This window comes from Paracoccus marinus, from assembly GCF_007018965.1.
Classification (GTDB): Bacteria; Pseudomonadota; Alphaproteobacteria; order Rhodobacterales; family Rhodobacteraceae; genus Paracoccus; species Paracoccus marinus.
Genome location: NZ_VJYZ01000033.1, coordinates 18,827 through 37,789, shown reverse-complemented (window position 1 = coordinate 37,789; position 18,963 = coordinate 18,827). Strand labels below are relative to the sequence as shown.

Genomic DNA, 18,963 nt, shown 5'->3' with positions numbered 1-18,963 from the left:
AAACTTCATGACGCATCTTCGTTCGACGGCCATGCTGCTGGCCCTGCTGACCGCCGCACCCGCCATCACGGCGACCTCGGCCCTTGCCGCCGACGCCGGCCTGACCGTGTTCGACTGGTCCGGGTTCGAGGACCCGCGCATCTTCCAGACCTATGTCGACAAGAACGGCGACGCGCCGACCTTCGCGTTCTACGGCGACGACGACGAGGCCTATCAGAAGCTCGCCTCGGGCTTCAAAGCCGACGTGGCGCACCCGTGCAGCCAGATGGTGTCGAAATACCGCGACGCCGGCCTGATCGAGCCGTGGGACACCGCGAAAATCACCAACTTCGCCGACATCGACGCGCAGTTCCTGGACTCGCAGATCTTCAAGGACGATGCGGGCGTCTGGTACATCCCGACCGACTGGGGCGCGACGGCCATCGCCTACAACACCGAAAACGTCCCGGCCGAGGACGTGGCCAACCTCCAGGTCTTCGTGAACCCCGCCTATCAGGGCCGCACCAGCCTGCCCGATTCCGCCGACGACGTGTGGGCGCTGGGGTATCTGGCCACCGGGACGACCGACTGGACCACCGTCACGGACGACCAGTTCAAGGCCGCCGCCGACTGGCTGCGCAAGGCGCACCAGAACGTGCAGGCCTACTGGACCGATCCCGCGTCGCTGAACCAGATGATGGCGCAGGGCGGCGTGGACGTGGCGTGGTCGTGGAACGACAGCCCGACCCAGCTCGCGGCCGAGAACTTCCCGGTCGGCTTCCAGCGCGCCCCGGCCGAGGGCAGCTCGACCTTCTTCTGCGGCTTCGTGAACCTGAAGGACGGCCCGGGCAGCGACGACAAGGTCTATGACTTCATCAACGCCTGGCTCGACCCGTCGGCGGCGCAAGGCGTGCTGGACGTGGTGGGCTACGGCCACACGACCAAGGCGGGGATGGAGCTGGTCAAGGACGACCCGCGCGTCGTCGCGGGCCTTGGCCCGGTCAGCGTGCCGCTGCTGGCGCAGACCCCGAACGACCCGGCCCAGCGCGAACGCCAGCTGGCCGAGTTCGAAAAGATCAAGGCGGGCTTCTGACCCGACGCCCGCGGCGCGCGGCGGACACATCGCCGCGCGCCATCACCACGACCGCCGCCCGCGCGGGCCATCTGCCGCCGCGCGGGCCCAGGCCCGAGGGAGCGAACAGATGAAGCGCCGCGATTTCCTGTCAACCGCCGGGGTCGGTTCCGCCGCCACGATCGCCGCCTCGGTGGCCACGACGATGTTGGCCGCGCCCGCGCTGGCGCAAGCACAGCCGACCGTCAGCTGGCGGCTGACGTCGAGCTATCCCAAAAGCCTCGAGACGCTGTTCGGCATCTCCGAGCAGCTTTCCCGCCGCATCGCCGAGATGACGGACGGCGGCTTCACCATCCAGCCCTTCGCGGCCGGAGAGCTGGTGCCGGGCCTGCAGGCGCTCGACGCGGTCAGCGACGGCACGGTCGAATGCGCGCACACGCTGGGCAGCTACAACATCGGCAAGGACCCGACCTGGGGCTTCGACACCGCCCTGCCCTTCGGGATGAACACGCGCCAGCAGAACGCCTGGCTGATGTACGGCGGCGGGCTGGACCTGCTGAACGATTTCATCGCCTCGTCCAACGTCCGCACCATCCCGTCGGGCAACACCGGCGCGCAGATGGGCGGCTGGTACCGGCGCGAGATCGGGTCGCTCGCCGACCTGAACGGCCTCAAGCTGCGTATCGCGGGCCTGGGCGGCACGATCCTGTCGCGGCTGAGCGTCGTCCCGCAGCAGATCGCGGGCGGCGACATCTACGCGGCGCTGGAACGCGGCACCATCGACGCGGCCGAATTCTCGGGCCCGCTCGACGACGAGAAGCTGGGGTTCCAGCGCGTCGCCCCCTACTACTATTATCCCGGCTGGTGGGAGGGGTGCGCGAACGTCGGCCTTTACATCAACCTCGACCGCTGGAACGCGCTGCCGCCGCATTTTCAGGCCGCGCTGGAAGCCGCCTGCGCGGAAACGCTGCTGCATTCGGTGGCCAAGTACGACAACGGCAACCCCGACGCGCTGCTGCGGCTGATCGGCGCGGGCGCACAGCTGCGCGCGTTCCCGGACGAGGTGCTGACGGCCGCCTTCGCGGAATCGCGCAAGCTTTACGCCGAATACGCCGCGTCGAACGAGAACTTCCGCCGCATCTACGACCACTGGTCGGCCTACTGGACCCGGCAGCAGCAATGGCTGCGGGTGGCCGAGCTTCCCTACGACTACTTCACCTCGGCGCAGGCTGCGGCGGGCTGAAAGGCCACGGACTGAAGGGAACCGGGCGATGACCGCACCCAACGGCGAACAGGCAGAGTTCTGGAACGGCGGCGGCGGGCAGGTCTGGGTGGATTTCCAGCCCGATCTCGACCAGGTCGGCGCGCAAGCGGGCCAGCGCCTGCTTGAGGCGGCGGACCCGCAGCCGGGCGAGGTGGTGCTGGACATCGGCTGCGGCGCGGGCGCATCGACCCTTGCGCTGGCGCGCGCCGTCGGGCCGGGCGGACAGGTGCTGGGCCTCGACATATCCGCGCCGCTGATCGCGCGGGCGCGCGCCGCCGTAGGCGCAGGCGCCAATGCCGACCCTGCCGGCGGGGGCGGGCAGGTCAGGTTCGAGCTGGGCGACGCGCAGGTGCAGGACTTTCCGCCCGGGCGGTTCGACCTTGCGGTGTCGCGCTTCGGGGTCATGTTCTTCGACGACACGGTGGCCGCTTTCCGCAACATCCACGCGGCCCTGCGGCCGGGCGGGCGGGCCGCGTTCGCGGTCTGGCAGGGCGTCGCCTCGAACCCGTGGTTCGCGCTGCCCAAGCGCGTGGCCGAGGCGCGGCTGGGCGCGGACCCGCCGGGCGACCCGGACGCGCCCGGCCCGATGGCGCTTCGCGATCCGGGCCGGGTCCTGCCGATGTTCGCGGCCGCCGGGTTCCGGGACGAACGGGCCACGCCCCTGCAAGTGGACATGCATCACCCCGGCGGGGTGCGGGCGGTCACGGACCTAATGACCCGCATTGGGCCCGTGTCGCGGATGCTGCGGGACCGCGGCACCGACGCGGACCGCGAGGCGATAGCGAAAGACCTGAGCGACGCGCTCGCCCCTTTTGCGACCGCCGACGGGATCCGGGTGCCGGCGGGCATCGTGATCTACTCGGCGGTGAAGCCCGGCTGACCAAAGACGGTGGCGCGCCCGCGCGCGCGCACCGTCAGTCCCGCGCTTCCTGCCAGTGGGGATAGGTGACATAGGCCGTGACCGCGCCCTGCTCGTGCGAGCGGATCGTGACCTTCTCGCCCTTGGGCATGTAGATGATCTCACCCGGCCCGACCGTCACCGTGCCCGCGCTGCCGGTGACCGACAGCCGCCCTTCCAGCACCACAATCACGTCGTCCACGGCCATCGTTTCTGCCAGTTCCTGATCGGGCCCGTAACGGCCATAGCCGATCGTGATCGGGCCGCCGTGGCGCTGATCGACCATGTTCGCCGCGAACACCTCGCCGTCCTGCCCGGGGGATCGCTCGAACGCCGCGTCGGCGACCGTGAACCGCTTGACCATGCCGAGAATCCTTTGCTGCTGGTCCGGATCAACGCCCGGCCGCGCTTGCGGGTTCGCGGCCCGCGCGCCGCCCTTGTCAGCGCCCGCGCGGCGTCCTACATCTGCGCTGTCGGGGTTCGCCCCGACTATGGACATAAACGCGCAGGTAATAATCGGATCGGACCCGGGGGCGGTACCCGGCGACTCCACCAGACATCCCTCGTTGGGGGCGAATGGGGTCGAAACAGGATCGACGAACGCCTAAAGCTGTTTGCTTTGTCTCGGTGAGCTACCACCGTTATCGGTGCAAAAAGTACAGTTGCCAACGACAACCGTGCTCCGGTGGCTCTGGCTGCGTAAGCAGTTCGAGTTATCGAAACCTAAGTCCTTGCGCTTAGCCGCGTAAGGCGGGGTTCGCAGGCACCTGGCAACAGAAGCCTGCACTTCTTCCCCTTTGCCAATGTGCCGCAACGCCGCGCTTTCCATCGCGGGCGCGCCGTGCCACGCATCGCCTGCACAGCGCGGAGGGCCGAGATGCTGACCATCCACCACCTGAACGAAAGCCGCTCGCAGCGGGTCATCTGGCTGGCCGAGGAGCTTGGCCTGCCCTACCGGATCGAACATCACGCCCGCAATCCCGGGACCAAGCTGGCGCCCGAAAGCCTGAAGCGCCTGCACCCGCTGGGCAAGGCGCCGCTGGTGGAACGCGACGGCAAGGTGCTGGCGGAAACCGGCTTCATCATCGAGCAGCTGGCGCGCGGCACCGACCTGCTGCCGCCCGAGGGGACGGATACCGGCGACCGCGTCCGCTACTGGCTGCAGTTCGCCGAAGGCTCGGCGATGCCGCCGCTGGTGACCAAGTTCGCGCTGTCGGTCGTGCCGTCGCAGGTTCCGATGTTCGTCCGCCCGATCGCGCGGATGATCGTGGGCGGGCTGAACAAGGCATGGCTCGACCCCGACATGAAACGCCTGCTGGCGTTCTGGGAGGATACGCTGGCGCAAGGCGGCTGGTTCGCCGGCGACCGCTTCACCGCCGCCGACGTGATGATGAGCTATCCGGTCGAGATGGCGCACCTGCGCGGCAGCACCAGCCGCCCGGCGACCGCCGACTGGCTTTCCCGCATCCACGCCCGCCCGGCCTATCAGCGCGCCCTGACGGCGGGCGGCGCGGATTTCAGCGGCGCGACGGCGAGCTAGGCGCGGTCCACCCGGACCTGGAAGCAGTTGTTGCTGGCGGACCGGACGTGGACGAACGCGATGTCGGCGCGCGCCAGCAGTTCCTCGCACCGCGCAGGCACGTCCTGCGTGGGAACGACGCCGCCGGTGCCATAGACGATCCGCTCGGCATCCGAATAGCCGCGCACGATGTAGCCGGGCGATGTGAGCATCGGGGGCAGCGCGCCGGTTTCCCCGGCCCGTTCACAGGCGGCGCAGACGAAGATCGGCCCGGTTTCGGTATAGGGGTTCAGCCCCGCAAAAGGCCGGTGCCCGACGATCAGGTAGCCCGCCCCCGCCGGCGTGACCTTGAGGCAATGCCGGCACGGGATCCCGTCGCCGTCCGACACCGCGCGTTCGGGGGCAAGGCCGTAATCGTCGGCCCCGCCTGCGCGCCAGCGTTCGACCAGCGCCGTCTGCAAGGGGATAAAGCGGATCATCGGGCTTCCTCTTTCGTTTCCGTCCCCCATATGCGACCACGGAACCTTCCCCGCAGACGCCGATCGGGCGTGACATTCGAAAGGCCGCGTCCATGCTCGACAAGTCGCCCGAGACCGCCGACGACCTGATCGCCCGCATGGGCGCCGCCGCGCGCGAGGCGGCGCAGGTGCTGGCCACCGCCGGGTCCGAACGCAAATACGCCGCCCTGATCGGCGCCGCGCACGAGATCGCGGCGCGCGAGAACGCCATCCTCGACGCCAACGCCGAGGATCTGGTGAATGCCGGGGCGAAGGGCCTGTCCGCCGCGATGATCGACCGACTGACGCTGGACCCCTCGCGCATCCGCGCCATTGCCGAGGGGTTGCGGACGGTTGCCGAACAGCCCGATCCGGTGGGCCGGGTGCTGGCCGAATGGGACCGGCCGAACGGGCTGCACATCCAGCGCGTGGCGACGCCGCTGGGGGTGCTGGGCGTGATCTACGAAAGCCGTCCCAACGTGACCGCCGATGCGGGCGCGCTGGCGGTGAAGTCGGGGAACGCCGTCATTCTGCGCGGCGGGTCGGATTCGATCCATTCCTCGGCGCTGATCCACGACTGCATGGTCGCGGGGCTGCGGCAGGCGGGCCTGCCCGAGGCGGCGATCCAGATGGTGCCGATCGGCGACCGCGCCGCCGTGGGGGCGATGCTGCGCGCGCAGGGGCTGATCGACGTCATCATCCCGCGCGGCGGCAAAAGCCTTGTGAGCCTCGTCCAGTCCGAGGCGCGGGTGCCGGTCTTCGCTCATCTCGAAGGCATCTGCCACGTCTATGCGGGCGCCACCGCCGACCTGGAGAAAGCCCGCCGCGTCGTCGTCAACGCCAAGACCCGCCGCACCGGCGTCTGCGGCGCGGCCGAATGCCTGCTGATCGACTGGCGCTTCTACACGCAGCACGGCGACGTGCTGGTGCGCGACCTTCTGGACGCGGGCGTCGAGGTGCGGGCGGACGGCGAATTGGCCCGCATCCCAGGCACCGTGCCCGCGACCCCCGACGATTTCGGGCGCGAGTTCCTGGACCGGATCATCGCGGTCAGGCTGGTGGACGGCGTGGACGAGGCGATCGCCCATATCCGCCGCCACGGCTCGGGCCACACCGAGGCGATCCTGACCGAGGATGACGCGGCGGCCGATCATTTCTTCCGCCAGCTCGATTCGGCGATCCTGATCCGCAACGCCTCGACCCAGTTCGCCGATGGCGGCGAGTTCGGGATGGGGGCCGAGATCGGGATCGCCACAGGCAAGATCCACGCGCGCGGCCCGGTCGGCGCCGAGCAGCTGACGAGCTTCAAGTATCTCGTCACCGGCGACGGCACGATCCGGCCCTAGCCGCGCCCGCCCGGCCACCCGTTCAGAACGAGATTTCGGCCCCGTTCTCGTCCATCTCGCCCGCCAGTGGGCGGCGCGCGGCCGCCGCATGGGCGTTGAGCAGCGCGAACTGCACCGCCGACGGCTGCGGCTCCTCCAGGGGGCCCACGCCTTGGCACTGGGGGGTCAGCCACGCCCACAGGTCGGGGGCGGGGCGGGTTCGGTCGGCCTCGGCCACCAGCCGCCAGCCCTGCGCGCCGCGGCAGATCAGCACCCGCCCGCCCCAGGGCAGCGCCGTGTCAAGGCACATCACCGCCAGCAGGATCATCCGCGCCTCGGTCCGGGGCAGGTCGCCGGTGGCGTCCAGCTGCAGGTGCAGCCGGCTGTCCTGGCCCATGTCGCGGACCAGAGCGGCCAGATCGGCCACCGACATCCGCTGGTCCGGCGCGGTCGCGCCGAACGCCACCCGGAACACCCGGATGCGCGCGCGGGCCGAGGCGACGCTGTCCGCGATCAGCTGCATTTCGGGCGACTGCGCGGGCGTCGGCTGGCCGCCCATCTCGATCAGTTCGACGCCGTTGCCGATCGCGCCCAGCGGCGAGACGAGGTCGTGGCACAGGCGCGACGCGACAAGCGCCGCCATCCGTTCCGCAGGGATGCACGGATGACGGGGGCTGGCCGGCGCGTTCATGGCGAACTAGCCTTCCGGCCGAAGCGGCCGAAGGTCACGGAAGCGGAGACGGTCATGAACGAGATCCTGGAGCCTGGGATGTGGGTCCGTCACCCCGGTGCGCCCGATTGGGGCGTGGGCCAGGTGCAGTTGCGGACCGGCAACCGCGTCGTCGTCAACTTCGCCGAGGCGGGGAAGCAGGTCGTCGAAGGATCGCGGGTGCAACTGCAGCTGGTGGTCGGGGGAACGGACATGGAGCCTGACCTTAATTCAACCCCTGCGGGCGTCAAGCATCCGTGACTCGCCTGTCTGGCCTATGCAGCCTGCGCGCCGGGCGGGCTGTCGGCGCAGGCAGCGGCCGCGACCGCCCTACCCCTGCGATGTTGCAATGCCGGCGCTGTGACCCTAGGAACGCCGGAACGAGGGTCCGGCCGCCCGTCACGCGCGCCGGGTTCCACGCCCAGGGGATGCGCTGATGACGCCAGACAGCTCGTGGTACGACATCCGCCTTGCGACCACGGCCGAGGATCTGCTGTCGGCGCAGCGGCTGCGGTATCGCGTGTTCGTCAGCGAGCTGGGCGGCGACGGGGCGATGGTCGATCATCAGGCCGGTCTGGAACGCGACGAGTTCGACGAGGTGGTGGACCACCTCGTCCTCGTGGACCGGCGCCGCGACCCGGCCACGCTCGATCATGTCGTGGGCGTCTATCGCCTGATGCCGGGCGACCGGGCGCGCGCCTTCGGCCGATTCTACTGCGATTCCGAATACGACCTATCGCGCCTCAAGGCATGCGGGCGCAGCCTGCTGGAACTGGGCCGGTCCTGCGTCGATCCGACCCATCGCGGCGGGTCGGGGATGTATCTGCTTTGGAACGCGCTGGCCGACTATGTCCAGGTGAACCGGATCGAGATCCTGTTCGGCGTCGCAAGCTTCCACGGCACCGACCTTGCGCCGCTGGCGCCCGCGCTGTCGCTTCTGCATCACAACCACCTTGCCCCGGCGGCCATCCGCCCCACGGCGCTGCCGCAGGGCTATCGGGCGATGGACCTGATCCCCGACGCCGATCTGGACCGCCGGCAGGCGCTGCGGTCGATGCCCGCGCTCATCAAGGCCTATCTGCGGCTGGGGGGCGTCGTGGGCGAGGGCGCGTTCCTTGACCAGGCGTTCAACACCACCGACGTGCTGCTGCTGATGGACACGCAAGCGATGTCGGACCGTCATCGCCGCTTCTACGAGGTGCGCGGGACCGAGCCATGAGCGTCCGCGACACCGGGCCGCAAGCCACCTCCCGGACGGGGGCGGGCGCGGCGGAACCCGCGCCCCATGCCGCGGCCCCCGCGCCCGGCCGCCAGGGCGGCCCCTGGCGCGGCCGGGTGCCGCCGCCGCTGCCGCGGATCGGGCCGCTGGGCTGGGTGCTAATCGCCACGCGCGGCGCGGCCGTGGTGTCGGTCCTGCTGATCGGCGTCCTTCTGATCCTGCCGCTGCGCGCGGTCGAGCGGGTGTTCAGCGGCCCCCGCCGCCCGGTGACGGGACCGTGGGTGCAGGGAGTCTGCCGGCTCAGCCTGTGGTGCATGGGCATCGGCTGGCGACGCCGCGGCACGCCGATGACGGGGCCGGGCGCGGCGGTGGCGAACCATTCCAGCTGGCTCGACATCCTCGTCCTCAATGCCGCGATGCCCGTGTTCTTCGTCAGCAAGGCCGAGGTCGCGGGCTGGCCCGGCATCAACATCCTGACGCGGGTCACGAACACCCACTTCGTCACCCGCGACCCGCGTCTCGCGCGGCAACAGGCGGACGAGTTCGCCGCCCGTACCCGCGCGGGCCACCGGCTGCTGTTCTTTCCCGAAGGCACCAGCACCGACGGCCGCCGCGTGCTGCCGTTCAAGCCGACGCTGTTTCAGGCGTTCCTCGACCCCGGCCTGCCGCAGGGGCTGGCGATCCAGCCGGTGACCGCCAGCTACCACGCGCCGCGCGGGCGCGACGAAAGCTTCTACGGCTGGTGGAACGACATGGCGCTGGGGCCGCATCTGCTGGCGGTGCTGGCCGAGCCTTGGCCGGGGCGCGTCGCGGTGACGCTGCACCCGCCGATCCCGGTCGCGGGCGAAAGCCGCAAGACGCTGTCGGCCCGGTCCGAAGCGGCGGTGCGCGGCGCGCTGGACGCCTGACCGCTCAGAGCGGCCAGAACAGCGGGATCGCGAGGCAAGCCACCACGCCCGTCACGATGTCGAGCGGGATCCCCACCCGCAGGAAATCGCTGAAGCGGTAACCGCCCGGGCCATAGACCATCATGTGCGTCTGGTAGCCGATGGGCGTCGCAAACGCGACCGAGGCCGAGAACATCACCGCGACGATGAAGGGCCGGGGATCGTGGCCAAGCTGGATCGCCAGCTGGATCGCGATCGGCGTCAGGATCACCGCGACGGCGTTGTTCGACAGCACCTCGGTCAGAAACAGGCCCAGAAAATAGACGCAGAACAACGTCCAGAACGGCGACAGGCCCTGCAGGTAGGGCGCGATCACGTCCACGACCAGCTGGACCGCCCCGGTATGTTCCAGCGCGCCCCCGATCGCCAGCATCGCGAAGATCATGGCCAGCAGCCGCGCCTCGACAAAGTCGAACGCCTCGTCGGTATCGACGCAGCCCGTGAGCAGGATCACCGCCGAGGCCATGAACGACCGCGCGAGAATCGGGGCCACGTCGAACGCCGCCAGCACCACGACCGCCAGCAGCGCCACCGCCGCGATGGGCGCGTGGCGGCGGCGGAACGGCTTGGCCGAGGGGTGGGTCACGCCCGTGAGGTCCATGTCGGACACCAGGCGGGCGATGTCCTGCGGCGCGCCTTCCAGGAGCAGCGTGTCGCCGACGCGGATTTCCAGGTCGTCCAGCTGGCGGCCGATGTTCTGGTTCCGGCGATGCGCGGCGATCGGATACACGCCATAGCGCCGCCGTAGCCGCAGGTCGCCCAGCCGCCGCCCGATCATCCGCGCGCCGGGCGAGATCAGCACCTCGACCAGCTGCGTTTCAACCGAGGACAGCTTGTCCAGCGCGCGCAGGTCCTTGTTTTCCTGCATCTCCAGGAGGTCGGCCAGTTCCGACCGCAGGACCACGCGGTCGCCCGGCTCAAGCACGACGCGGTCCATGTCGCGGCGAAGCGAGGCGTCGCCGCGCAGCACGTCGATGACCCGCACGGCGTCGCGCTTGAACATCTTCACGTCGCCTACGTTCATGCCGACGATGCCGCTGTCCTCGGGGATCGCGACCTCGGTGAAGTATTTCATCTCGGCCCGGTTGGTCAGGAACCCCGACATGTTCGTCCGGTCGGGCAGCAGCCGATGGCCGACCAGCGCCATGAACGCGGCCCCGGCCACCGTGACGGCAAGCCCCACGGGCAGGATGTCGAAGATGCCGAACGGTTCCAGCCCCTGCTTCTGGACGACGCCGTCCACCAGAAGGTTGGTCGAGGTCCCGATCAGCGTCAGCATCCCGCCCATGATGGTGAAATAGCTTAGCGGGATCAGCAGCTTGCTGGGCGAGATGCCGGCGCGGCCCGCGACCTGGATCACGATCGGGATCATCACGGCCACCACGGGCGTGTTGTTCATCACCCCCGACGCGACCGCCACCACGACGAACAGCGCGCAGATGGTGAGGATCGGCCGTTCTTCCGCGTGGTCCGCGACCTTGCGCGACAGCACGTCCAGCGCGCCGGTCCGCAGCAGCCCGCCCATGATGATGAACATGAACGCGATGGTCCACGGGGCCGAGTTCGACAGCGCCCCCACCGCCTCGTCATAGGGCAGCAGGCCCAGCAGCATCATCAGCGCGGCCGCGCCCATGGCGATCACCTCGGGCGGCTGGCGTTCGCGTACGAACAGCACGAAGGTGACCGCGACGATGGCGAGCGAGGCGATCGCCCCCCATTCGCCGGGCAATGCGATTCCGAACATCAGCGATCCGTTTCAATTTCCGCGTGTGTCTTGGGCGACCGCGCTGCCTTGCCGGAAAATGCCGCGAGGGACAAGTTCGCGTGAACCCCGGAGATGGGCGGGGGCGTGCCTTGGGCCCGCAGCCGCAGATGGCACAGCCGCGCCGTCAGCCCTCGGGATGGGTCTGCGCCAGCCGGCCGCCGTCGCGCACCATCTCGATCGTGGTGGCAAGCCCGGTGCGGTCGTCGGTGACGACCAGCACGCCCGACAGCGTCGCCTCCCCTTCGGCGGGGGTGAAGCGGTCGCGGCCCATGCCGGTCAGGAACCGGCGCAGCGGCTCGGCCTTGTCCATGCCGATGACGCTGTCGTAGTCGCCGCACATGCCCGCGTCGCTTTGATAGGCGGTGCCGCGCGGCAGCACCTGCGCGTCGGCGGTGGGGACGTGGGTGTGGGTGCCGACGACAAGGCTCGCGCGGCCGTCGCAGTAATGGCCCATCGCCATCTTCTCGCTCGTCGCCTCGGCGTGGATGTCGAGGACGGCGGCCTGCACCATGCCGCCGGGCGGGTGGGCGCGCAGAACCGCATCCACCGCGCTGAACGGATCGTCGAAGGGCCGCTTCATGAACACCTGCCCGAGCGCCTGCAGGACGAGGATCTTGCGCCCGCGCGCGTCCTGAAAGACGCGGTGGCCGCGCCCCGGCGCCTCGCGCGCGAAGTTGAGGGGACGCAGCACGCGGGGCTCGCCGTCGATGAAGGCCAGCATGTCCTTCTGGTCGAAGGCGTGGTCGCCCAGCGTCACGCAGTCGGCGCCCGCATCCAGCAGAAGCTTCGCGTGGCCGGCGGTCAGCCCGGTGCCGCCGCTCGCATTCTCGCCGTTCACGATCGCGAAGTCGGCCCTGAGGCGCGATTTCAGCGCCCCCAGCCGTTCGGTGATTGCGCGGCGGCCGCTGCGGCCCATGACGTCGCCAAGGAACAGTATCTTCATGGCCGCGACCTTAGAACGCGGCGGTCGCGGCGTCCACGACCCGCGCCGACCGCCATGGGGGCGCGCCGCCGATCCGGGGCCGCGTCGCTTGCCCCCTGCCCGCCCGGCGCGTAGAAACCCCGTCCGAAGGGTCCCGCCGGACGGGTCCAGCATAGGTGCCGCCAGATGACCCCTCCCAAACCCGTCGTTCTGTGCATCCTTGATGGCTGGGGCATCTCGGACCGGCCGGAACAAAGCGCGCCGGATTGCGCCGCCACCCCCAACATGGACCGCCTGCGCCGGGAATGTCCGAACGCGACGCTGGTGACCTATGGCCCCGACGTGGGGCTGCCGCGCGGGCAGATGGGCAATTCCGAGGTCGGTCACATGAACATCGGCGCGGGCCGCGTCGTGGCGATGGACCTCGGCCAGATCGACCTCGCGATCGAGGATGGCAGCTTCTTCCGGCATCCGGGCATCCGCGCCTTCGTGGACCGGATCAAGGCGGCGGGCGGGGTCGCGCACCTGATGGGCGTGGTGTCGAACGGCGGCGTCCACGGCCACATCCAGCATGTCGTGGCGGCCGCCCGCGCGATGACCGAACAGGGGCTGCGGGTGGTGATCCACGCCGTGACCGACGGGCGCGACGTGCCGCCACAATCGGCGCAGGGTTTCGTGACCGAGCTTCAGGGCGCGCTGGGGGATGGCGCGCGGGTCGGCACCGTCATAGGGCGCTATTTCGCCATGGACCGCGACAACCGCTGGGACCGGGTCGGCCGGGCATGGCACGCGATGGTCCGGGGCGACGGCCTGCCCGCCGACAGCGCCGACATCGCGGTCGTGGACGCCTATGCGCGCGGCGAGACGGACGAGTTCATCCAGCCCACCGTCATCGCGGGCTACGAAGGCGCGCGCGACGGCGACGGGTTCTTCTGCCTCAACTTCCGCGCCGACCGCGCGCGCGAGATCATGGCCGCCATCGCCCAGCCCGACTTCGCCGATTTCCCGGTCGAGGGGCGCCCGCAGTGGTCGGGCGTCTTGGGCATGGTCGATTACTCCGCGCGCCACGACGCCTTCATGCAATCCGCCTATCCCAAGAAACAGGTCGAAAACACGCTCGCCCACTGGGTCGCGTCCAAGGGCCTGCGCCAGTTCCACATCGCCGAGACCGAGAAATACCCGCACGTCACCTTCTTCCTGAACGGCGGTCGCGAGGAGCCCGAGCCGGGCGAGGACCGCTTCATGCCCGCAAGCCCCAAGGTCGCGACCTACGATCTTGCCCCCGAAATGGCGGAACCCGAGGTGGCGGCGCGGCTCGTCGAGGCGATCGGCCAGGGCTACGACCTGATCGTCGTGAACTTCGCCAACCCCGACATGGTCGGCCACACCGGCAGCCTGCCCGCCGCGACCCGCGCCTGCGAGGCGGTGGACCGGGGCGTGGGCGAGATGATCGCGGCGCTGGAACGGGCGGGCGGGGCAGCGGTCATCATCGCCGACCACGGCAATTGCGAGACGATGATCGACCCCGTGACCGGCGGCCCCCACACCGCCCACACCACGAACCCGGTGCCGGTGATCGTCTGGAACGGCCCCGCGGGCGCGACCGTAGCGCCCGGGCGGCTGGCCGACGTGGCGCCGACGGTCCTGGACCTCATGGGCCTTGACCAGCCGCCGCAGATGACCGGCGCGTCGCTGATCCGCCGCGCATGACGCTGAAGCCCCTTTCGACGTGTCTGGCGGGCGCGCTCGCGCTGGCCGTGGCCTTGCCGTGGGCCACCCACGCCCAGACCCCCGCCGACGCCGTCACCACGACCGCCACCGCGCAGGACGCAGCCCCGGCGCAGGCGCAAACCCCCGCAGAGGCGGCGGCGCGCGACGCGTCCCTTGCGGCCGACCAGCTGCGCGCGGCGCTGGGGCGCATGGATCAGGCGCTGACCAAGGACGACCAGGTCATAGCCCTGACCGAGATCATCCGCGCTTACGAGATCGGCCTTGCCGCGCTGCGCGACGGCCTGCGCCGCGCCAGCCTGCGCGACGCCGAGATCCGGGCCGAGTTCGACGCCCGCCGCGATCGGCTGGGCCGCGTGCTGGGGGTGATGACGACGATGCAGCGGTCGCCCGAAACCGCGCTGCTGCTGCACCCGGCCGGGCCGGGCAGCACCGCGCGGTCGGGCATGATCCTGAACGCCGTCGTCCCCGCCCTGCAGGCCGAGGCAGACCAGCTGAAAGCCGGGCTGGACGAGATCGCAACCGTCCGCGCGCTGGAAACCAGCGCCGCCAACACCCTCGCGCAAGGGCTGGGCCAGGTGCAGGAGGCGCGCCGCCTGCTCGCTTCGGCGGTGACCGACCGCTCGTCCGTGCCGGTGCGCTTCGGCGAAAACCCCGAGGAGCTGCGGGTGCTGGTGCAATCGGCCGACACGCTCGACGCCTTCGCCGACGGGATCGTGGGGATGGAACAGGACGTGGGCGCGCCCATGGCCGACTTCGAGGCGGCCGAGGGCAGCCTTGCCCTGCCGGTGATCGGCACCGTGCTGCGCGGCTACGACGAACCCGACCCGGCGGGCGTCGCGCGCCCCGGCCTGACGATCGCGGCCGCGCCCGCCGCGCTGGTGACGACGCCGTGGCCCGCCACGATCCGCTATCGCGGGCCGCTGCTGGATTACGGCAACGTGATGATCCTTGAACCCTCGCGCGACTATCTTCTGGTGGTCGCGGGACTAGAAACGGTCTTCGGCGAGGTCGGCGACGTGCTGTCCGCAGGCGAGCCGCTGGGACTGATGGGCGGCCAGGAAGGCGCCGCGACGGAATTCGGCCCCGCCTTCGTCGCCGATGCCGCAACCGGCGACACCGCGGGCCAGACCGAGACGCTGTATCTGGAATTGCGTCGCGGCAAGGAAACACTGGACCCTGCGAACTGGTTCGTGATGAATCCGGTCGTGGGTCAGGCAGAGCAGGTCAGGACATCCGAATGAAGAAATATCTGATTGCAGGGTTCGGCGGCACGCTGGCCGGACTTCTCGTCACGACGCAGCTGGCCGGACCCCTGATCGCGCAGGAAGCGGCGGACGGCGGCGGGGCGCAGAACCCCTCGCTTTACGAGGAGCTCGACCTGTTCGGCAGCGTCTTTGAACAGGTCCGCCGCCAGTATGTCGAAGAGGTGGACGACAAGACCCTGATCGAGGCCGCGATCAACGGGATGCTGACCTCGCTCGACCCGCATTCGGGCTTTGTCGCCGCCACCGACTACGAGGACCTGCAGACCCAGACGCGCGGCACCTTTGGCGGCCTGGGGATCGAGGTCGGGCAGGAAGACGGGCTCGTCAAGGTCATCTCGCCGATCGACGACACCCCCGCCGCGCAGGCGGGCGTCGAGGCGGGCGACTTCATCACCCACGTGAACGGCGAATCCCTGATGGGCCTGACGCTGGACGACGCGGTGGACAAGATGCGCGGCCCGGTCGGGTCCGAGATCACGATCACCCTGCTGCGCGAAGGCGAGACCGAGCCGTTCGACGTCAAGATCGTCCGCGACACGATCAAGCTGCAGGCGGTCAAGACCCGCACCGAAGGCGACGCGGTCGTGCTGCGCGTATCCACCTTCAACGACGAGACGTTCTCGGCGCTCGAGACGCAGATCAACAAGGCGATCACGGACGCGGGCGGGATCGACAACGTCACGGGCTTCGTCCTTGACCTGCGCAACAACCCCGGCGGGCTTTTGGACCAGGCGATCTATGTCAGCGACGCGTTCCTGGATGCGGGCGAGATCGTCAGCACCCGCGGCCGAAATCCGCAGGACAACGACCGCTGGAACGCGGAAGCGGGCGATCTGGCCCAGGGCAAGCCGATGGTCGTCCTCATCAACGGCGGTTCGGCCAGCGCGTCCGAAATCGTCACCGGCGCATTGCAGGACCATCGCCGCGCGATCGTCGTGGGCACGAAAAGCTTCGGCAAGGGCTCGGTCCAGACGGTCATGAACGTGACGCCCGACAGCGCCATCCGCCTGACCACCGCGCGCTACTACACCCCGTCGGGCCGCTCGATCCAGGCGCTGGGGATCAACCCCGACATCATCGTCCAGCAGCCCCAGCCCGCCCCCACGGACGAGGATGACGCCGACAAGCCGCGCAGCGCGTCGAACTTCTCGACCTCGGAAAGCGATCTCCAGGGCGCGCTGAACAACGATTCGATCAGCGACGAGCAGAAGCGCCAGATCGAGGAAGAGGCCAAGCAGGTCGAGGCGACCGCCAAGCTGCGCGACGAGGATTACCAGCTGGCCTATGCGATTGACATCCTCAAGGGGCTGGCGGCCGTGGACTACCGCGCGTCGGACGTCCCGGCCGAGGCCAAGCCCGCCGTCACCGGCGAGGACGCGACCAGCGAGGACGCGGTCGAGGGCGAGACCGGCACGGGTTCCGGCGCCGACGCGGGCGGGGCTTCGGATGGTGCTGCGGGCGGTTCTGCGGGCGGTCCCGCAGGGGGCGCGACCGGCGGCGGTCGCCCGGTGCAGAACCCGACCGACGCGCCCGCCGCAGGCGCGCCCGCGCCGGCCCGGCCGTGACGGACCCCGTGACGGACGCGCCGGAAGCCCGCGCCGACGCGCATGGGACGGGTCCGAACGGCCTGCCCTATCGCCCCTGCGCCGGCGTGGTGCTGGTCAATTCCGCCGGTCTGGTGTTCGGGGGCCAGCGGATCGACAACCCCGGCGAGGCCTGGCAAATGCCGCAGGGCGGCATCGACCCGGGCGAGACCCCGCGCGAGGCCGCGCTGCGCGAACTGGGCGAGGAAACCGGCCTTGCCCCCGACAAGGTCGTGATCGAGGCCGAGACGGCGGGCTGGATCAGCTACGACCTGCCGCCCGAGCTTCTGGGGCGGATGTGGAAGGGAAAGTACTGCGGCCAGCGCCAGAAATGGGTGCTGATGCGCTTCACCGGGCGGGATGCCGACGTGAACCTTGCGACCGAACATGCCGAGTTCGACCGCTGGGCCTGGATGACGCCCGAGGACCTGATCGCGCGCATCGTCCCCTTCAAGCGCGACGTCTATACGCAGGTCTTCGCCGAGTTCGCGGACCGCCTGAAGCGACGCTGACCGCCCGCCCCTACCGGGCCGCTTGCAGCGTGGCCCCGCGTTTGCCATGACGCCGGGGGGCGGCGGGACCGCCGGGCGCGCGAAGAGGCCGACATGGACGATCCGATCATCCCGTTCGACTTGCAGCGGATGTTCATGGGCGACCATCCGGCGCTTTTCTACCTCGAGATCGTCGTCCGGGTCGGGATCATCTACCTGTATACGCTGGTGCTGCTGCGCTGGGTCGGCGGACGCAGCGTGGCGCAGTTGTCGATGATAGACTTTCTCCTGGTCATCGCGCTGGGGTCGGCCGTGGGCGACGCGCCGTTCTATCCCGACGTGCCGCTGTTCGCGGCGATGACCGTCATCACCACGGTCGTCGGCATCAACAAGCTGATCGACCAGATCACGGAACGCTGGGACAGCGCCGCCCGCGTGGTGGATGGCGAGGCGGTCGCGGTGGCGAGCCAGGGGCGGCTGCTGCCCGACGGGCTCGCGCTGCGCGACATCAGCCCGACCGAGATCAAGTCGATGCTGCGCCGCGCCGGCATCTCGAACCTGGGCCAGATCGAGGCGGCATATCTCGAATCCGGCGGCGGCCTGTCGGTGTTCCGCCGCCGCGACCCGCTGCCGGGGCTGCGGATCGTCCCGCCCCAGCACATCCAGGCCGACGAGCCGTTGCAGGATACCGGCACCGCGTCGGAAGGGCGCGCCTGCTGCACCACCTGCGGCGAACTGCGCCGGGCCGAAGCGGTGCTGCCGCACAAGCCCTGCCGCACCTGCGGCCACCGCGACTGGACGCAGGCCGCCCTGGCCGAGGACAGCGAGCCGGGGCTGCTCGACTGACGCTCGGCGAAAGGCCCGTCGCCGTCAGGCCGCAAACGCGCGTCAGGCCGTGAACGCCGCCGGCGTGGCGCCGCTCGCCCGCAGAAGGTCGGCGGGCGCGGCGGCAAAGACGTGGCGCGGCGTTCCGGCGGCGGCCCACACCACCGCGAAGTCGGACAGGCGCGGGTCCCAGAATGCGCGCAGCGGGCGCAGGTGGCCCAGGGGCGCGACGCCGCCGATGGCGAAACCCGTCTCGGCCCGCACCAGATCGGCGTCGGCGCGGCCCAGCGGCTCGCCCGCGACCGCCGCCGCACGGGCCGGATCGACCCGGTTGCCGCCCGCGGTCACGAACAGGACGACGTGGCCGCTGCGCTCGCCCCGGAAGATGATCGACTTCGCGATCTGGTCCACCTCGCAGCCGACCGCCGCCGCGGCCTCGGCCGCCGTGCGGCAGGCCCCCGCCTCGACGATGTTGGCGGCAAGGCCCAGTGCCGCCAACGCCTCCTCGACCCTTGCCAAACTGCGGCTCATCGCGCATCCCCACCCGGTCGCAGCACCATCGCAGGGGGCGGAACATGGCACAACAGGTCTATACCCTTCTGGTCGAGGTCGGCCGCGCGCCCGACGACGGCCTGCCCGAGGGCTCGACCGGCGCGGGGCTGGTCTGCTACGCCTCGGGCGTGGACCTGGACGAGGCGATCCGCGAGACCGTCGCGGTCCTCAAGCAGGCCGACCTCGCCCCGCTGGAAGTGCAAGGCTACGGCACCCTGGACGAGCGGCTGGCCGAGGGGCACGAGATCCCCGACGAGGAACGGGCGCTGATGGCCCGCGCGCTCGACGAGAACGCGGTGATGGTGGCGCAGATGGAGCCGTTCTTTCCCGAAGGCTGATCCCGCCGCGCAGGGGCGGGGCTCGCGCGTGATCGGCGACATGCTGCCGCCGGTGTTCATGA

The 18,963-nt window shown here is 70.3% G+C and carries 19 protein-coding genes, 1 other RNA gene and 1 pseudogene; 15 read left to right on the top strand and 6 right to left on the bottom strand.

Translation table 11 applies throughout. From position 1 onward, the window contains the following. Positions 1-7: 7 nt before the first annotated feature. The 3 genes from FNF32_RS12380 (at position 8) to FNF32_RS12370 (ending at position 3,195) form a co-directional block, all read left to right on the top strand. Positions 8-1,072 (top strand): ABC transporter substrate-binding protein, encoded by a 1,065-nt coding sequence (locus tag FNF32_RS12380; protein ID WP_131674020.1) that lies wholly within the window; start codon positions 8-10, stop codon positions 1,070-1,072. Positions 1,073-1,181: 109 nt separating this feature from the next. Further along, positions 1,182-2,294 (top strand): TRAP transporter substrate-binding protein, encoded by a 1,113-nt coding sequence (locus tag FNF32_RS12375; RefSeq protein ID WP_131674021.1) that lies wholly within the window; start codon positions 1,182-1,184, stop codon positions 2,292-2,294. A 28-nt stretch (positions 2,295-2,322) separates the two neighbouring features. Beyond that, complete coding sequence (locus tag FNF32_RS12370; protein WP_131674022.1) at positions 2,323-3,195, top strand: class I SAM-dependent methyltransferase; 873 nt, start codon at positions 2,323-2,325, stop codon at positions 3,193-3,195. A gap of 34 nt (positions 3,196-3,229) precedes the next feature. Here FNF32_RS12370 and FNF32_RS12365 read toward each other — a convergent pair whose 3' ends face one another. Continuing rightward, a complete protein-coding gene (locus FNF32_RS12365; protein ID WP_131674023.1) occupies positions 3,230-3,577 on the bottom strand; it encodes an ethanolamine utilization protein in 348 nt (115 codons plus the stop codon). 69 nt (positions 3,578-3,646) lie between these two features. On the opposite strand from FNF32_RS12365, the gene ssrA reads away from it, so the two are divergent. Together ssrA and FNF32_RS12355 are read left to right on the top strand one after the other, a co-directional pair. Then, positions 3,647-4,001: a transfer-messenger RNA gene (gene ssrA, locus FNF32_RS12360) on the top strand. A gap of 89 nt (positions 4,002-4,090) precedes the next feature. After that, positions 4,091-4,753, top strand: coding sequence for a glutathione S-transferase (locus tag FNF32_RS12355; RefSeq protein ID WP_131674025.1), 663 nt, complete (start codon positions 4,091-4,093; stop codon positions 4,751-4,753). Here FNF32_RS12355 and FNF32_RS12350 read toward each other — a convergent pair. After that, a complete protein-coding gene (locus FNF32_RS12350; RefSeq protein WP_131674026.1) occupies positions 4,750-5,211 on the bottom strand; it encodes a DUF1203 domain-containing protein in 462 nt (153 codons plus the stop codon). The two genes, FNF32_RS12355 and FNF32_RS12350, sit on opposite strands and share 4 nt — an antisense overlap. A 92-nt stretch (positions 5,212-5,303) precedes the next feature. Between FNF32_RS12350 and FNF32_RS12345 the strand changes: the two genes are divergently transcribed. Beyond that, on the top strand, positions 5,304-6,575 hold the full coding sequence (locus FNF32_RS12345) for a glutamate-5-semialdehyde dehydrogenase (protein ID WP_131674027.1): 1,272 nt from the start codon (positions 5,304-5,306) through the stop codon (positions 6,573-6,575). Between the two features lie 22 nt (positions 6,576-6,597). On the opposite strand, the gene FNF32_RS12340 is transcribed toward FNF32_RS12345, so the two are convergent. Then, positions 6,598-7,197, bottom strand: coding sequence for a histidine phosphotransferase family protein (locus tag FNF32_RS12340; protein ID WP_246087826.1), 600 nt, complete (start codon positions 7,195-7,197; stop codon positions 6,598-6,600). Positions 7,198-7,299: 102 nt separating this feature from the next. Here FNF32_RS12340 and FNF32_RS12335 point away from each other — a divergent pair, with 102 nt between their 5' ends. The 3 genes from FNF32_RS12335 to olsA all read left to right on the top strand — a co-directional run bounded on the left by FNF32_RS12335 (position 7,300) and on the right by olsA (position 9,390). After that, a complete protein-coding gene (locus FNF32_RS12335; RefSeq protein ID WP_143796674.1) occupies positions 7,300-7,524 on the top strand; it encodes a DUF3553 domain-containing protein in 225 nt (74 codons plus the stop codon). Between the two features lie 175 nt (positions 7,525-7,699). Further along, entirely contained in the window at positions 7,700-8,482 is a 783-nt protein-coding gene (olsB, locus tag FNF32_RS12330) for an L-ornithine N(alpha)-acyltransferase (RefSeq protein ID WP_143796673.1), read from the top strand. Continuing rightward, positions 8,479-9,390 carry a lyso-ornithine lipid O-acyltransferase gene (olsA, locus tag FNF32_RS12325; protein ID WP_143796672.1) on the top strand — a complete coding sequence of 304 codons (912 nt, stop codon included), beginning with the start codon at positions 8,479-8,481 and terminating at the stop codon, positions 9,388-9,390. Before olsB ends, olsA begins: the two co-directional genes overlap by 4 nt. A 4-nt stretch (positions 9,391-9,394) precedes the next feature. Here the strand turns inward: olsA and FNF32_RS12320 are convergent, their stop codons facing one another. Both FNF32_RS12320 and FNF32_RS12315 read right to left on the bottom strand, forming a co-directional pair. Continuing rightward, positions 9,395-11,173, bottom strand: a complete 1,779-nt coding sequence (locus FNF32_RS12320) for an SLC13 family permease (protein WP_143796671.1) — start codon at positions 11,171-11,173, stop codon at positions 9,395-9,397. Positions 11,174-11,318: 145 nt separating this feature from the next. Next, the gene (locus tag FNF32_RS12315; protein ID WP_131674892.1) at positions 11,319-12,137 is read right to left on the bottom strand and encodes a TIGR00282 family metallophosphoesterase; all 819 of its coding nucleotides are present in this window, start codon (positions 12,135-12,137) and stop codon (positions 11,319-11,321) included. Positions 12,138-12,302: 165 nt separating this feature from the next. Between FNF32_RS12315 and gpmI the strand changes: the two genes are divergently transcribed. From gpmI to FNF32_RS12290, 5 genes and pseudogenes are all read left to right on the top strand, one after another. Continuing rightward, entirely contained in the window at positions 12,303-13,826 is a 1,524-nt protein-coding gene (gpmI, locus tag FNF32_RS12310) for a 2,3-bisphosphoglycerate-independent phosphoglycerate mutase (protein WP_131674891.1), read from the top strand. After that, complete coding sequence (locus tag FNF32_RS12305; RefSeq protein ID WP_143796670.1) at positions 13,823-15,088, top strand: murein hydrolase activator EnvC family protein; 1,266 nt, start codon at positions 13,823-13,825, stop codon at positions 15,086-15,088. Before gpmI ends, FNF32_RS12305 begins: the two co-directional genes overlap by 4 nt. After that, positions 15,085-16,431: pseudogene (locus FNF32_RS12300) on the top strand (S41 family peptidase); the annotation flags it as partial. The gene FNF32_RS12305 and the pseudogene FNF32_RS12300, both read left to right, overlap by 4 nt. Positions 16,432-16,685: 254 nt before the next feature. After that, a complete protein-coding gene (locus tag FNF32_RS12295; RefSeq protein ID WP_185961978.1) occupies positions 16,686-17,207 on the top strand; it encodes an RNA pyrophosphohydrolase in 522 nt (173 codons plus the stop codon). A 93-nt stretch (positions 17,208-17,300) separates the two neighbouring features. Further along, positions 17,301-18,032 carry a DUF421 domain-containing protein gene (locus tag FNF32_RS12290; RefSeq protein ID WP_131674888.1) on the top strand — a complete coding sequence of 244 codons (732 nt, stop codon included), beginning with the start codon at positions 17,301-17,303 and terminating at the stop codon, positions 18,030-18,032. A 42-nt stretch (positions 18,033-18,074) separates the two neighbouring features. Here the strand turns inward: FNF32_RS12290 and FNF32_RS12285 are convergent, their stop codons facing one another. Continuing rightward, entirely contained in the window at positions 18,075-18,542 is a 468-nt protein-coding gene (locus FNF32_RS12285) for a YbaK/EbsC family protein (RefSeq protein ID WP_131674887.1), read from the bottom strand. Between the two features lie 44 nt (positions 18,543-18,586). Between FNF32_RS12285 and FNF32_RS12280 the strand changes: the two genes are divergently transcribed. Then, complete coding sequence (locus FNF32_RS12280; RefSeq protein ID WP_131674886.1) at positions 18,587-18,901, top strand: hypothetical protein; 315 nt, start codon at positions 18,587-18,589, stop codon at positions 18,899-18,901. Positions 18,902-18,963 lie beyond the last annotated feature (62 nt).

Bases quoted from the DNA above. Each gene is read 5' to 3' on its own strand.
- FNF32_RS12355 (WP_131674025.1), top strand. From the start codon at position 4,091: ATGCTGACCATCCACCACCTGAACGAAAGCCGCTCGCAGCGGGTCATC.
- FNF32_RS12370 (WP_131674022.1), top strand. From the start codon at position 2,323: ATGACCGCACCCAACGGCGAACAGGCAGAGTTCTGGAACGGCGGCGGC.
- FNF32_RS12350 (WP_131674026.1), bottom strand. From the start codon at position 5,211: ATGATCCGCTTTATCCCCTTGCAGACGGCGCTGGTCGAACGCTGGCGC.
- FNF32_RS12285 (WP_131674887.1), bottom strand. From the start codon at position 18,542: ATGAGCCGCAGTTTGGCAAGGGTCGAGGAGGCGTTGGCGGCACTGGGC.
- FNF32_RS12320 (WP_143796671.1), bottom strand. From the start codon at position 11,173: ATGTTCGGAATCGCATTGCCCGGCGAATGGGGGGCGATCGCCTCGCTC.
- gpmI (WP_131674891.1), top strand. From the start codon at position 12,303: ATGACCCCTCCCAAACCCGTCGTTCTGTGCATCCTTGATGGCTGGGGC.
- FNF32_RS12305 (WP_143796670.1), top strand. From the start codon at position 13,823: ATGACGCTGAAGCCCCTTTCGACGTGTCTGGCGGGCGCGCTCGCGCTG.
- FNF32_RS12290 (WP_131674888.1), top strand. From the start codon at position 17,301: ATGGACGATCCGATCATCCCGTTCGACTTGCAGCGGATGTTCATGGGC.
- olsB (WP_143796673.1), top strand. From the start codon at position 7,700: ATGACGCCAGACAGCTCGTGGTACGACATCCGCCTTGCGACCACGGCC.
- FNF32_RS12365 (WP_131674023.1), bottom strand. From the start codon at position 3,577: ATGGTCAAGCGGTTCACGGTCGCCGACGCGGCGTTCGAGCGATCCCCC.
- FNF32_RS12280 (WP_131674886.1), top strand. From the start codon at position 18,587: ATGGCACAACAGGTCTATACCCTTCTGGTCGAGGTCGGCCGCGCGCCC.
- FNF32_RS12315 (WP_131674892.1), bottom strand. From the start codon at position 12,137: ATGAAGATACTGTTCCTTGGCGACGTCATGGGCCGCAGCGGCCGCCGC.
- FNF32_RS12335 (WP_143796674.1), top strand. From the start codon at position 7,300: ATGAACGAGATCCTGGAGCCTGGGATGTGGGTCCGTCACCCCGGTGCG.
- FNF32_RS12380 (WP_131674020.1), top strand. From the start codon at position 8: ATGACGCATCTTCGTTCGACGGCCATGCTGCTGGCCCTGCTGACCGCC.
- FNF32_RS12345 (WP_131674027.1), top strand. From the start codon at position 5,304: ATGCTCGACAAGTCGCCCGAGACCGCCGACGACCTGATCGCCCGCATG.
- FNF32_RS12340 (WP_246087826.1), bottom strand. From the start codon at position 7,197: ATGGCGGCGCTTGTCGCGTCGCGCCTGTGCCACGACCTCGTCTCGCCG.
- FNF32_RS12375 (WP_131674021.1), top strand. From the start codon at position 1,182: ATGAAGCGCCGCGATTTCCTGTCAACCGCCGGGGTCGGTTCCGCCGCC.
- olsA (WP_143796672.1), top strand. From the start codon at position 8,479: ATGAGCGTCCGCGACACCGGGCCGCAAGCCACCTCCCGGACGGGGGCG.